The organism is Serinicoccus sp. CUA-874 (assembly GCF_001942225.1).
In the GTDB taxonomy this organism is placed as follows: domain Bacteria; phylum Actinomycetota; class Actinomycetes; order Actinomycetales; family Dermatophilaceae; genus Ornithinicoccus; species Ornithinicoccus marinus.
Window position 1 is genome coordinate 40894 of record NZ_MKJZ01000001.1, and the last position, 12211, is coordinate 53104.

Below are 12211 nucleotides of genomic sequence, written 5' to 3' on the forward strand. Positions count from 1 at the left end.
CCGACGCCGCCCTCAGTCGGGCGGCGCGATGCTCGTCTGGGCCGGGAGCTCGTCCTGCGGGACCAGGCCGACCGGGCAGGTGTAGCCGTTCGGGCCGTGGTTGCAGTAGCCGCCGGGGTTCTTGTGGAGGTACTGCTGGTGCACGTCCTCGGCGTAGTAGAAGGGTCCGGCCTCGGAGGCGGGCAGCAGCTCGGTCGTGATCGGTCCGTGCCCGGCGTCACGCAGGACCTCGCCGAAGGCGTCGGCGGTCGCCCGGGCCGCGCGCTCCTGCTCGGGGGTCGTCCAGTAGATCGCCGAGCGGTACTGCGTGCCGATGTCGTTGCCCTGCCGGTTCGCCGTCGTCGGGTCGTGGTTCTCCCAGAAGGCCTTGAGCAGGGTCTCGGGATCGGTCGCGCGACGGTCGTAGACGACCAGCACCGACTCGGTATGCCCGGTGCGCCCGGTGCACACCTCGCGGTACGTGGGGTTCGGGGTGGTGCCGCCCTGGTAGCCGGCCGCGGTGGTGACCACGCCGGGCAGCTGCCAGAAGATCCGCTCGGCTCCCCAGAAGCAGCCCATCGCCACGGTCATCACCTCCGAGCCCTCGGGCCACGGCTCGTGCATCGAGGTGCCGAGGACCACGTGGCGCTCGGGGATGTCGGGCAGGGGGGTCGCGCGGCCGGGAAGGGTGGCGTCGTGTCGCATCACCCCAGTGTCCCACCCGCGGCGACCGAGGGCCGACCGTGCCGCCCCATGCCGCCGAGGTGGCTCGCGGTGGGCCCGGGATCGAGGCGCGGTCGCCGTGTGAGGTCCACGCGTGAGGTCGACTCAGGGGTGCAGGCGGGCTAGACTTGTCGCTCGATCCACGGTCCGGGCCTTGTTGGCCCGGACCGTGTGTTTGGGGAGAGCCGCACCGCCTGGCGCGGCACCCGGCGCACGATCGCCGGCCGCGGCTGGACGCCGCCGGCCACGCGAAGGCATACCGAGGAGACGCAGTGACCGAGACCACAGCAGCCAGCTACCTGACCCAGGAGGCCTACGACCGCCTGCAGGCCGAGCTGACCCAGCTCAAGGACGAAGGGCGCTCGGAGATCAGCAAGCGCATCGAGGCGGCCCGGGAGGAGGGCGACCTCAAGGAGAACGGTGGCTACCACGCCGCCAAGGAGGAGCAGGGCAAGATGGAGGCCCGCATCCGCCAGCTCGAGCACCTGCTGCAGAACGCCGTGGTGGGGTCGGCCCCGACCGAGAAGGGCGTCGTGCAGCCGGGGACCGTCGTGACCGTGGAGATGTTCGGCGACAGCGAGACCTTCCTGCTCGGGTCCCGGGAGATCATCGACGAGGGAAGCGACCTCGACGTCTACAGCGAGCAGTCCCCGCTCGGGGCCGCGCTCCTGGGCGGCCGGACGGGCGAGACGGTCAGCTACGAGGCGCCCAACGGCAAGACCGTGGAGGTCAAGATCCTGGAGGCCACGCCCTACCAGCCCTGACCTCCCGCGCGACCGCCTCGGGGCGTCCTGCCGTCAGCGGCGGGGCGCCCCGTCGGCGTACCAGCACTCCTCGACGTAGCCGGTGACGGCCGGCGAGGCGGTGGTCACGCTCTCCACGTGCCGGCTCGGGGAGCTCTGGGCCGCGGGGACGCGCACCTCGGTCCGCCCGACGACCACGTGCGAGGTGGCCTGCGCCTCGAGCCGGCACACCGCCTCGCGCGAGGGGTCGCGCCGCAGGTCGAAGCGCACGTCCACCCGGCTGTCGGAGACGACCTCGAAGCCGGTGTCGACCCAGTGCACCCGCCCCACGGTGGCGGACAGTCCCCAGATCACGGCCATGAGGCTCATGACGACCACGGCCAGCACGCCGACGACCCACCACCGGCGGTCGCCGCGCCGGCCGCGCTCCTGCGCCTCGGCACGCTCCTCCTCCGCGTCCCAGTCCCGGACGCCGTCCGGGCGCGGCGGCTCGGCGGGACCGGTGTTGCTGGCGGTCATGTGCGGCTGCCCTCCGAGGGGGTGAGAGGATGGCGGGGTGCCCGGAGCGGCACCACCACCATTGTCCGGCACGGTCCGGTCGGCCATGACGCCGACCCGTGCCGGCTCCGACGCGGAAGGAATGCCGATGGCCACCTCGGGTCCCGGGCTGCGCCTGCTCGCGGTGCACGCACACCCTGACGACGAGTCGAGCAAGGGCGCTGCCACGACGGCGCACTACGTCGCCCAGGGGGTCGACGTGCGCGTCGTGTCCTGCACCGGTGGGGAGCGGGGGGACGTGCTCAACGAGAAGCTCAAGGACGACCCGCACATCATCCGCGACATCGCCCAGGTCCGGCGGGACGAGATGGCCCGGGCGGCGCAGATCCTCGGTGTCAGCCACACCTGGCTGGGCTTCGTCGACAGCGGCCTGCCCGAGGGTAACCCGCTGCCGCCGCTGCCGGAGGGGTGCTTCGCGCTGGAGCCGCCGGAGGTGACCACCGAGGCGCTGGTCCGGGTGATCCGGGAGTTCCGGCCGCACGTGCTCACGACCTACGACGAGAACGGCGGCTACCCGCACCCCGACCACATCATGACGCACACGGTGACGATGGCGGCCTTCGAGGCGGCCGGCGACCCCGAGGCATACCCGCACGCCGGCGAGCCCTGGCAGCCGCTCAAGGTCTACTACAGCGGCTGGGACCCGCAGCGGATGATCCGGCTGGACGAGGCCATGGTCGAGGCCGGTCACGAGCCTCCGTTCGCCGACTGGCGCAAGCACCTCGGGAGCCGGCCGCGCCGCGTGCTCACCACCCGCGTGCCGTGCGGGGAGCACTTCTCGGTGCGCGACGACGCGCTGCGCGCGCACGCGACCCAGGTCGACCCGGAGGGGCCCTGGTTCCGCGTCCCGCTGGAGATCCAGCAGCGGGTCTGGCCCACCGAGGACTACGAGCTGGCGCGCTCGCTGGTCCCCGTGACACTGCCCGAGGACGACCTCTTCGCCGGCCTGCGCGACCTCGACGGTGGGCTGGACGCCCGGTGCCGTCAGGTGCCGCAGCGCGACGAGACCGGGGCGCTCGTGCTGGCGCACCGGGGCGAGCCGCCGCTGCCGCCGCTGGAGCAGGATGCGGTCGGTGAGCGGAAACAGGACGCCGTTGCCGACATGGGGGACGCTGACGGAGACGGTGCCGACGACGTGCGCCGCGACGAGGGGCACGACCGGTGAACTCGACCGGCGTCGAGATCACGGCCGGGCTCGGGGGCTTCCTCGTCCTCTTCGGGCTGGCCCTGGCCGTGTGGTTCCTCGGCCGCGACCTCACCCGCCGGCTGCGGCGGATGCGGCGGGCGGAGGAGGCCCGGCTGCGGCAGGAGAGCCCAGCCGAGCAGGGCGACGCACCGGACCGGCCCGAGGACGACCCGCTCGCCTGAGCGCCGCCGTGCTCTAGGTGCTCAGGCCGCGGGCACCGAGTCCATCGACAGGCTGAGATAGGCCGCCAGCCAGTGCGCGGCGAAGGCCGCCACCGTGAAGGCGTGGAAGACCTCGTGGAAGCCGAACCACCGAGGTGAGGGGTCCGGGCGCCGCAGGCCGTAGACGACGGCGCCCAGGGTGTAGAACAGGCCCCCGAGCCCGATGAGCCCCACGACGACCGGGCCGCCGCTGCGCCACATCGGGACCAGGAAGAAGATCGCGACCCAGCCCAGGGCGATGTAGACCCCGGTGTAGAGCCACCGCGGCGCCCCGACCCAGAAGACGCGGAAGAGGACCCCGGCGAGCGCCCCGGACCAGACGACCCAGAGCAGCAGCCTGGTCTGCGGCGACGGGAGGAGCAGCACCGCGAAGGGGGTGTAGGTGCCGGCGATGATGAGGAAGATGTTGGCGTGGTCCCAGCGCTTGAGCACGTGCGCGACCCGAGGACTCCACCGACCGCGGTGGTAGACCGCCGAGGTGCCGAAGAGCAGGACGGCGGTGATCGCGAAGACGAGTGCGGCGGCGCCCGCCGGGGCGCTGGGGGCGAGCGCGACGAGCACAGCTCCGGAGACCACGGCCACCGGGACCATCACGAGGTGCAGCCAGCCACGGAGGTGGGGCTTGACGCGATCCTTCACCTGGTCCGTCACCTGGCCGACGAAGGAGCCCAGGGTGCCGGTCGCCTCGGTCGTGTCACGGGGGGTCGACATGCCTTCAGGCTAACCTACGCAACCGTAGGTTACGAAACCGTAGGTTCGGTCCCGCCGAGGGTTCCACGACTCTGGGCGACGCTTCCACCGCCCCGGACGCGGGCGCAGCGGATCTCCAGGGGTGGCCGGTAGGTTGAGGCCATGCCGACGCCGAGGGACCTGGTCTACCGGGCCTACAACTCATCGCTGCGCCGGCACCTGCCCGCCGAACGGCTCCCACGTCACATCGGGGTCATGCTCGACGGCAACCGCCGTTGGGCCCGGCGGCGAGGGGCGCAGACCGCGGACGGGCACCGTGCGGGGGCGGAGAACATCGCGCCCTTCCTGGGGTGGTGCGAGGAGGCCCGGGTCGAGGTCGTGACCCTCTGGCTGCTCTCGACGGACAACCTCAACCGTGCCGCGGGGGAGCTCGAGCCGCTGCTGACCATCATCGAGGGGGTGGTGCAGCAGCTCGCCTCGACCGGGCGCTGGCGCGTGCGGGTCGTCGGTGCCCTGGACCTGCTGCCTCAGGAGACCGCCGACCGGCTCACCGAGGCCGCTGCGCTGACCGACGACATCGACGCCATGGTCGTCAACGTGGCGATCGGCTACGGCGGGCGCCGGGAGATCGCCGACGCCGTGCGCTCGCTCCTCCGGGACGCCGCCGCGTCCGGAGCCTCGCTCGAGGAGGTCGCCAGCACGGTGACCGTGGAGGACATCGCCGGGCATCTCTACACCCGCGGCCTGCCGGACCCCGACCTGGTGATCCGCACCTCGGGCGAGCAGCGGCTCGGCGGCTTCCTGCTGTGGCAGAGCGCGCACAGCGAGTTCTACTTCTGCGAGGCCTTCTGGCCCGACTTCCGCAAGGTCGACTTCTTGCGCGCGCTGCGGGCCTACGCCGAGCGCGAGCGGCGCTTCGGCAGCTGAGCGACACGCCGCCGCAGCGCGCAGGCAGGACCTGGCTCCCGGCATACCGTCGAGGCAGACGCGGGGCACCCCCGCCCCGCCTCTCGGGAGGCCCACCACATGGAGCTCTGGCTCTGGCGGAGGGCCGGTACCGGCCCACGTCGTGGCGTGGCCCGGTCCCGGACCGCCCACCGCCTGCGACGCGCAGCCCACCGGCGCGCGTCCCCCTGGGAGTCAGCATGAGCATCAGCCGTCCCGTCTCGACCGCCGACCTGCTGGACGAGGCCGTCACCCCCTTCGACGCACTGCCGGAGACCGGCCGCAAGACCTACGTCCTGGACACCTCCGTGCTGCTGTCCGACCCGCGGGCGCTGCTGCGCTTCGCCGAGCACGAGGTCGTCCTGCCGGTGGTGGTCATCTCCGAGCTGGAGGGCAAGCGGCACCACCCGGAGCTCGGCTACTTCGCGCGCCAGGCGCTGCGGATGCTCGACGACCTGCGGGTCGCCCACGGCACCCTGAGCGAGCCGGTGCCGGTGGGGCAGGCCGGGGGCAGCCTTCGGGTCGAGCTCAACCACACCGACCCGACCGCCCTGCCCGCCGGCTTCCGGCTCGGGGACAACGACACCCGGATCCTCGCCGTGGCGGCCAACCTGGCCGGCGAGGGCCAGGACGTCACCGTCGTCAGCAAGGACCTTCCGATGCGGGTCAAGGCGTCGTCGGTCGGTCTGGATGCGCAGGAGTACCGCGCCGAGCTCGCGGTCGACAGCGGCTGGACCGGCATGGCCGAGATCGAGGTCGACGACGAGCAGATGCGCCAGCTCTACGACACCGGCCGGCTGGAGCATCCCGGGGCGGCGCAGATGCGCACCCACACCGGGCTGACCATCCTCGGCGCCTCGGGCAGCGCCCTGGGCCGGGTGGCGCCCGACCACACCGTGCGTCTGGTGCGCGGTGACCGGGACGCCTTCGGTCTGCACGGCCGCTCGGCCGAGCAGCGCATCGCGCTGGACCTGCTGCTCGACCCCGACGTCGGCATCGTGAGCCTCGGTGGACGCGCGGGCACCGGCAAGAGCGCGCTGGCGCTGTGCGCCGGGCTCGAGGCGGTCATGGAGCGTCGCCAGCACCGCAAGGTCATCGTCTTCCGTCCGCTCTACGCCGTCGGCGGCCAGGAGCTGGGCTACCTGCCGGGCAGCGAGAACGACAAGATGGGGCCCTGGGCGCAGGCGGTCTTCGACACCCTCGGCGCGGTGGTCTCCACGGAGGTCGTCGAGGAGATCCTCGACCGCGACATGCTCGAGGTGCTTCCCCTCACCCACATCCGCGGTCGCTCCCTGCACGACGCCTTCGTCATCGTGGACGAGGCGCAGAGCCTGGAGCGCAACGTGCTGCTCACCGTGCTGTCCCGGATCGGCCAGAGCTCCCGGGTCGTCCTCACGCACGACGTGGCCCAGCGGGACAACCTGCGCGTCGGGCGCCACGACGGGGTGGCCGCCGTGATCGAGGCGCTCAAGGGGCATCCGCTCTTCGCTCACGTCACGCTGCACCGCAGCGAGCGCAGCCCGATCGCCGCCTTGGTGACGGAGATGCTGGAGGGCCCGGAGGCGCTGCTGTGACGGGCGTGCCGTAGGGTGAAGTCACAGACGTCACACCGGCCTCATGTCGGTGTGACCTTCACCACGTCTTGTGCTGAGGGTTTGACGTGAGGCCGTGCTGCCCGGCACGGTAGTGGGGTTACATCACGTTTTGGTAACGCCGCGCGGGCCCCGATCGTCCCTGTGATCCACCCCCCTGAGGGCCCGGCAGCCATGAGCGAGAGCGGCGAGCCGTCCGAGTGAGGAAGACCTGCCCCATGAGCCATGCCCCCATGACCGATGACCAGAAGGCCCGCCACACGCGAGGCCGCCGGATGAGCCCCGCGGCGATCGCCGTGACGGCCTCGATCGCCGCCGGATCGCTCGGCCTGGCGACCTACGCGGCCACCGCGGGCTCCGGCGCCCCCGCCGCCGAGGGCCACAACGAGGCGCTGCGGGCCTCGGTCGGCCAGTTCTCTCCGACCGTCGCTGCCGACGCCGTCGCCGCGCTGAGCGAGGTCGCCGGCGAGGAGTCGACCGGGATGTTCGCGCAGCTGCGCGAGGTGCGCGCCGACCAGGACGCCGCCCTGAGCGTGTCGACCGGCATCCGGGACGAGAGCCTGTCCACCGTGCAGGACGCCTCCGACGCCGTGGTGAAGGCGCGCGCCGAGGAGCGCCGTGCCGAGGCCGAGAAGGCCGCCCGTGAGGCCGCGGAGAAGGCGGCGCGCGAGGCCGAGGCCGCCGAGGCCGCTGCCGCGGAGCGCGCGGCCGAGCAGGAGCAGGCCGCCTCCCGTGACCAGGAGCGCGCGGCCGCGGAGCCGGAGCCGGAGCCCGTGGCGCAGCCCCAGCCCGAGCCGGAGCCCGAGCCCGAGCCGGAGCCCGAGCCCGAGCCGGAGCCCGCCCCCGTCTACAGCGGTGACGCCCGCGGCATCGCGCAGTCCATGCTCGGCAGCTACGGCTGGGGCATGGACCAGTGGAGCTGCCTGGACTCGCTGTGCAGAAGGAGTCCGGCTGGAACCACACCGCGATGAACCCCAGCTCGGGCGCCTACGGCATCCCGCAGTCCCTCCCGGGCAACAAGATGGCCTCGGCCGGTGCCGACTGGCAGACCAACCCGGCCACCCAGATCGAGTGGGGCCTGGGCTACATCTCCGGCCGCTACGGCTCGCCCTGCGCCGCCTGGGCCCACTCCCAGGCCGTGAACTGGTACTGAGCCGGTCCCGGCATACCTGACAGCACCCCCGGTCGCGCCGCGGCCGGGGGTTTGTCATGCTCTGCCGCGTGAGCAACGACATCCTGGACGAAGGATCGCGCCGGGCACGTCAGGTGGCGGACCACCCGTGGCTGGAGAAGGTGGCCAGGGTCGGCTTCGCGGCCAGCGGGCTCATCCACCTGGTGCTCGGATGGATCGCCGGCCGGGTCGCCCTCGGCAGCGGCGGGGAGGCGGACACCAGCGGCGCCATCGCGACGGTGCGTGAGGCCCCGGCCGGTCCGCTCCTGCTCTGGATCTGCGTCCTCGGCTTCGTCGCGCTCGCGCTCTTCCAGCTGCTCGACGGGATCCTCGGTGGTGGCGAGACGGGGGCCCGTGTCAAGGCCGCGGGCAAGGGCGTCCTGTATGCCGCTCTCGGCGTGATCTCGGTCCGGTTCGCGGTCGGTGGGGGCAGCTCGGGCGGTCAGGAGTCCAGCACCGACATCACCCAGCGGTTGATGGAGATGCCCGCGGGTCGCCTCCTCGTCGGCGCGGTGGCGCTCGGTGTCATCGCCGTCGGCGGCTACCACGTCTACAAGGGCTTCACGAAGAAGTTCCTCGAGGACCTGTCCGCCACCGGTGGCGGCAGCCTCGGCACCGGCGTGACGGTGGCCGGCATGATCGGCTACGTCGCCAAGGGAGTGGCCCTGCTGGTCGTCGGCGGCCTCTTCGGCCTCGCGGCGTGGCAGGCCGACCCGGACGAGGCGCAGGGGATGGACGGCGCCCTCAAGACGCTCGCCGAGCAGCCCTTCGGCACCGTCCTGCTCCTCCTCGTCGCGGTGGGCCTGGCGCTCTACGGCGTCTACAGCTTCGCCCGCGCCCGGTATGCCCGGATGGACTGACCCCTCCACCACCCTGAGCAAGGAAGCCTGCTCCGGACAAAGCAATATCGCCTGTGTTGCGAAGACATCTTTGCTCAGGTCGAGATGGAGTCCGGGCCGGCGTGAGGGCCGGGGGCGAGATCGCCGACGCCCAGGGTGGTCATCGAGAGCGCGACATAGCTCAGCGTGCTGGCCACCCAGAAGGGGCGGAAGGTCGTGGGGAGGGCCACGGCTCGCTCAGAGGCGACGGAGCCGGACGCGGTCGACGCTGTGGTCGGCGCCCTTGAGCAGCACGAGGGTGGCGCGGCTGCGGGTGGGGAGGATGTTGTCGACGAGGTTGGGGGCGTTGATCGTGTCCCAGATGTTCTCCGCGATGTCCACGGCGGCGTCGTCGGTGAGCGAGGCATACCGGTGGAAGTGCGAGTCCGGGTCGGCGAAGGCGGTACGCCGCAGCTCGAGGAAGCGGTCGACGTACCACCGCTTGATGTCCCCGACGTGGGCGTCGACGTAGACGGAGAAGTCGAAGAAGTCGCTCACCGCCAGACCGGGGCGGCCGTCGTCGTGCGGGCGCGGCGGCTGCAGGACGTTCAGTCCTTCGACGATGAGGACGTCCGGCCGGCGCACCACGATCTGCTCGTCGGGCACGATGTCGTAGACGAGGTGGCTGTAGACCGGGGCCCGCACCTCGGCCCTGCCTGCCTTGACCTCGCTCACGAAGCGCAGCAGCGCCCGCCGGTCGTAGGACTCGGGGAAGCCCTTGCGCGGCATGAGGTTGCGGCGGGCCAGCACCTCGTTGGGGAAGAGGAAACCGTCGGTGGTGACCAGGTCCACCTGCGGCGCGGACTCCCAGCGCGAGATGAGCTCCTTGAGGATACGGGCGGTCGTCGACTTGCCCACCGCCACCGAGCCGGCGACGCCGATGACGAAGGGCGTCCGCTCGTGCCCCTCGTCGAGGAAGTCGCTCGTGACCTGGTGCAGCCGCCCGGTCGCCCGTTCGTAGAATGACAGCAGCCGGCTGATGGGCAGGTAGACCTGCTCCACCTCGGCGAGGTCGAGGCGCTCCCCGAGACCCCGCAAGCGCTCGACGTCGGCGGCGTCCAGCCGCATCGGGTGCTCCTCGCGCAGCCGGGCCCAGTCACCCCGGTCCAGCTCGACATACGGGGACGGTATGCCCGAGCTTCCCTGCGCACCCATGACGGGCATTGTGCCAAGCGCGGCGGCGCGAGGCGGACGGGCGTGCCGTGCCGCGGCAGATGCCGTGGGGGCGGGGGCGGACACGTAGGCTTGCCCCCATGTGCGGAATCGTCGGATATGTGGGTCCTCGGACCAGCGAGAAGGCCCTCGACGTCGTCATGGAGGGACTCGGGCGGCTGGAGTACCGCGGCTACGACTCGGCCGGTGTCGCCGTGGTCGAGCAGGGCGGTGTGGGCACGCGCAAGCGGGCCGGCAAGCTGACCAACCTGAGCCAGGCCCTGGTCGAGGCGCCGCTCCCGGAGACCGCGACCGCGATCGGGCATACCCGGTGGGCCACCCACGGGGGCCCGACCGACGCCAACGCCCACCCGCACCGAGGGGGGTCCGGCAGCAAGCTGGCGCTCGTCCACAACGGGATCATCGAGAACTTCCACGCGCTGAAGCAGTCGCTGCTCGCCGACGGGGTCGACTTCTCCTCCGAGACGGACACCGAGGTCGTCGCGCACCTGCTCGACCGCGCCTTCGCGGGGTCCGTCGACCTCACCGAGGCCATGCGCGAGGTCGTCGGCACGCTCGAGGGCGCCTTCACCCTGCTGGCGGTCCATGCCGACCAGCCGGACGTCGTCGTCGGGGCCCGCCGCAACAGCCCGCTCGTCGTCGGGCTCGGGGAGGGCGAGAACTACCTGGGGTCCGACGTGGCCGCCTTCATCGGGCACACCCGGCAGGCGCTGGAGCTGGGACAGGACCAGATCGTCACGATCACCCCGGACTCCTGCTCGGTCGTCAACTTCGACGGCTCGCCCAGCGAGGGCAAGGCCTACGAGGTCACCTGGGACGCCGCCGCCGCGGAGAAGGGCGGCTACGAGACCTTCATGGAGAAGGAGATCCACGAGCAGCCGCACGCGGTGGGTGACACCCTGCTCGGGCGCACCGATGCCGAGGGCAACCTCATGCTCGACGAGCTGCACATCCCGGTGGAGGAGCTCCGCGCCGTCGACAAGATCGTCATCGTGGCCTGCGGCACCGCGTCCTACGCCGGCATGGTCGCGAAGTACGCCATCGAGCGGTGGACCCGCATCCCCGTCGAGGTCGAGCTCGCCCACGAGTTCCGCTACCGCGACCCGGTCATCGACGCGCGCACGCTGGTCGTGTCGATCTCCCAGTCGGGTGAGACGATGGACACCCTCATGGCGGTCCGGCACGCCAAGGAGCTGGGCGCCAAGACGGTCTCGATCTGCAACACCCACGGCTCGACGATCCCGCGGGAGTCCGACGCCGTCCTCTACACCCACGCCGGTCCGGAGATCGCGGTCGCCTCGACCAAGGCCTTCCTGGCCCAGATCACCGCCTCCTACGTGCTCGGGCTCTTCCTCACCTCGCTGCGCGGCGAGTCCTACGGCCGCAGCGCCGCGGAGATCATGGCCGAGCTGCAGGGCATCCCGGACAAGATCGAGCAGCTGCTGGGCACCATGGACCGGGTCGAGGAGATCGCCTACTTCATGGCCGACTCCCGGTCGGTGCTCTTCCTCGGCCGGCACGTCGGCTACCCCATCGCGATGGAGGGGGCGCTCAAGCTCAAGGAGCTCGCCTACATCCACGCCGAGGGCTTCGCCGCCGGGGAGCTCAAGCACGGGCCGATCGCCCTCATCGAGCCCGGTCAGCCGGTCTTCGTGGTCGTGCCCTCCCCGGACAGCGAGCACGGGCTGCACGGCAAGGTCGTCTCCAACATCCAGGAGATCCGCGCCCGCGGTGCGCGCACCCTGGTCATCGCCGAGGAGGGCGACGACGACGTCGTGCCCTTCGCCGACGAGGTCATCCGGGTGCCGCGGACCTCGCCGCTGCTGGCGCCGCTGCTCACCGTCGTCCCGCTGCAGGTCTTCGCGCTGCACCTGTCGACCGCCAAGGGCCTGGACGTCGACCAGCCGCGCAACCTGGCCAAGTCGGTCACCGTCGAGTAGGCGGGGTCGTGGGCGTGCGGACCGGTGGTGCCCGGTGATCGTCGCGTCGGGATCGACGTCGTCGACATCGCGCGCTTCACCGCGCGGCTGGACGCCAACGCCCGGCTCGGTGAACGGCTCTTCACAGCCCAGGAGCTGGGCCTGCGCCCCGAGTCGATGGCGGCCCGCTTCGCCGCCAAGGAGGCGCTGGCCAAGGCGCTGGGTGCCCCGGTGGGGCTGCGCTGGACCGACGCGTGGGTGGAGCGCGACGAGGCCGGCCGCCCCCACCTGCGCACCGAGGGCACGGTCCGCGCCCGGGCGGACCAGCTCGGCGTCACCCGCCTGCACGTCTCGCTCTCGCACGACGCCGGAGTCGCCTCGGCCGTGGTGATCGCCGAGGCCGACCCCGGCCCCACCCCCACAGGAGGCTGAC

At 72.2% G+C, this 12211-nt stretch carries 13 protein-coding genes and 1 pseudogene; 9 read left to right on the forward strand and 5 right to left on the reverse strand.

The window, feature by feature from the left end; translation table 11 throughout:
- Window positions 1–12: 12 nt before the first annotated feature.
- Window positions 13–684 carry a peptide-methionine (S)-S-oxide reductase MsrA gene (gene msrA, locus BJF80_RS00180; protein WP_033418706.1) on the reverse strand — a complete coding sequence of 224 codons (672 nt, stop codon included), beginning with the start codon at window positions 682–684 and terminating at the stop codon, window positions 13–15.
- Window positions 685–974: 290 nt separating this feature from the next.
- Here msrA and greA point away from each other — a divergent pair, with 290 nt between their 5' ends.
- Window positions 975–1466, forward strand: a complete 492-nt coding sequence (gene greA / locus BJF80_RS00185) for a transcription elongation factor GreA (RefSeq protein WP_022924448.1) — start codon at window positions 975–977, stop codon at window positions 1464–1466.
- A 33-nt stretch (window positions 1467–1499) separates the two neighbouring features.
- On the opposite strand, the gene BJF80_RS00190 is transcribed toward greA, so the two are convergent.
- The gene (locus BJF80_RS00190) at window positions 1500–1964 is read right to left on the reverse strand and encodes a DUF4307 domain-containing protein (protein WP_075810762.1); all 465 of its coding nucleotides are present in this window, start codon (window positions 1962–1964) and stop codon (window positions 1500–1502) included.
- A gap of 127 nt (window positions 1965–2091) precedes the next feature.
- Between BJF80_RS00190 and mca the strand changes: the two genes are divergently transcribed.
- Window positions 2092–3168, forward strand: a complete 1077-nt coding sequence (mca, locus tag BJF80_RS00195) for a mycothiol conjugate amidase Mca (RefSeq protein ID WP_075810809.1) — start codon at window positions 2092–2094, stop codon at window positions 3166–3168.
- Window positions 3165–3371 (forward strand): hypothetical protein, encoded by a 207-nt coding sequence (locus BJF80_RS00200; RefSeq protein ID WP_075810763.1) that lies wholly within the window; start codon window positions 3165–3167, stop codon window positions 3369–3371. Before mca ends, BJF80_RS00200 begins: the two co-directional genes overlap by 4 nt.
- Window positions 3372–3392: 21 nt before the next feature.
- On the opposite strand, the gene trhA is transcribed toward BJF80_RS00200, so the two are convergent.
- Complete coding sequence (gene trhA / locus BJF80_RS00205) at window positions 3393–4121, reverse strand: PAQR family membrane homeostasis protein TrhA (protein WP_075810764.1); 729 nt, start codon at window positions 4119–4121, stop codon at window positions 3393–3395.
- Between the two features lie 141 nt (window positions 4122–4262).
- On the opposite strand from trhA, the gene BJF80_RS00210 reads away from it, so the two are divergent.
- From BJF80_RS00210 to BJF80_RS00230, 4 genes and pseudogenes are all read left to right on the forward strand, one after another.
- On the forward strand, window positions 4263–5027 hold the full coding sequence (locus BJF80_RS00210) for an isoprenyl transferase (protein ID WP_075810765.1): 765 nt from the start codon (window positions 4263–4265) through the stop codon (window positions 5025–5027).
- A gap of 218 nt (window positions 5028–5245) precedes the next feature.
- A complete protein-coding gene (phoH2, locus tag BJF80_RS00215) occupies window positions 5246–6619 on the forward strand; it encodes an RNA 5'-3' helicase PhoH2 (RefSeq protein ID WP_075810766.1) in 1374 nt (457 codons plus the stop codon).
- A gap of 890 nt (window positions 6620–7509) precedes the next feature.
- Window positions 7510–7790 (forward strand): annotated as a pseudogene (locus BJF80_RS19490) (aggregation-promoting factor C-terminal-like domain-containing protein); the annotation flags it as partial.
- Between the two features lie 68 nt (window positions 7791–7858).
- Complete coding sequence (locus BJF80_RS00230) at window positions 7859–8668, forward strand: DUF1206 domain-containing protein (RefSeq protein WP_321166325.1); 810 nt, start codon at window positions 7859–7861, stop codon at window positions 8666–8668.
- Window positions 8669–8742: 74 nt separating this feature from the next.
- Here the strand turns inward: BJF80_RS00230 and BJF80_RS20610 are convergent, their stop codons facing one another.
- Window positions 8743–8877: a hypothetical protein gene (locus BJF80_RS20610; RefSeq protein WP_269087256.1), complete on the reverse strand. Its 135-nt coding sequence runs from the start codon at window positions 8875–8877 to the stop codon at window positions 8743–8745.
- Window positions 8878–8884: 7 nt separating this feature from the next.
- Window positions 8885–9841: a type I pantothenate kinase gene (gene coaA, locus BJF80_RS00235; protein ID WP_028130914.1), complete on the reverse strand. Its 957-nt coding sequence runs from the start codon at window positions 9839–9841 to the stop codon at window positions 8885–8887.
- A 98-nt stretch (window positions 9842–9939) separates the two neighbouring features.
- Between coaA and glmS the strand changes: the two genes are divergently transcribed.
- Both glmS and BJF80_RS00245 read left to right on the forward strand, forming a co-directional pair.
- Entirely contained in the window at window positions 9940–11799 is a 1860-nt protein-coding gene (glmS, locus tag BJF80_RS00240; protein WP_075810770.1) for a glutamine--fructose-6-phosphate transaminase (isomerizing), read from the forward strand.
- 27 nt (window positions 11800–11826) lie between these two features.
- Window positions 11827–12210, forward strand: a complete 384-nt coding sequence (locus BJF80_RS00245) for a holo-ACP synthase (RefSeq protein WP_143553916.1) — start codon at window positions 11827–11829, stop codon at window positions 12208–12210.
- The last annotated feature ends 1 nt before the right edge of the window (window position 12211 follow it).

Coding starts and splice junctions, on each gene's coding strand:
- msrA (WP_033418706.1), bottom strand. CDS start 684: ATGCGACACGACGCCACCCTTCCCGGCCGCGCGACCCCCCTGCCCGAC.
- BJF80_RS00190 (WP_075810762.1), bottom strand. CDS start 1,964: ATGACCGCCAGCAACACCGGTCCCGCCGAGCCGCCGCGCCCGGACGGC.
- mca (WP_075810809.1), top strand. CDS start 2,092: ATGGCCACCTCGGGTCCCGGGCTGCGCCTGCTCGCGGTGCACGCACAC.
- trhA (WP_075810764.1), bottom strand. CDS start 4,121: ATGTCGACCCCCCGTGACACGACCGAGGCGACCGGCACCCTGGGCTCC.
- BJF80_RS00210 (WP_075810765.1), top strand. CDS start 4,263: ATGCCGACGCCGAGGGACCTGGTCTACCGGGCCTACAACTCATCGCTG.
- phoH2 (WP_075810766.1), top strand. CDS start 5,246: ATGAGCATCAGCCGTCCCGTCTCGACCGCCGACCTGCTGGACGAGGCC.
- coaA (WP_028130914.1), bottom strand. CDS start 9,841: ATGGGTGCGCAGGGAAGCTCGGGCATACCGTCCCCGTATGTCGAGCTG.
- glmS (WP_075810770.1), top strand. CDS start 9,940: ATGTGCGGAATCGTCGGATATGTGGGTCCTCGGACCAGCGAGAAGGCC.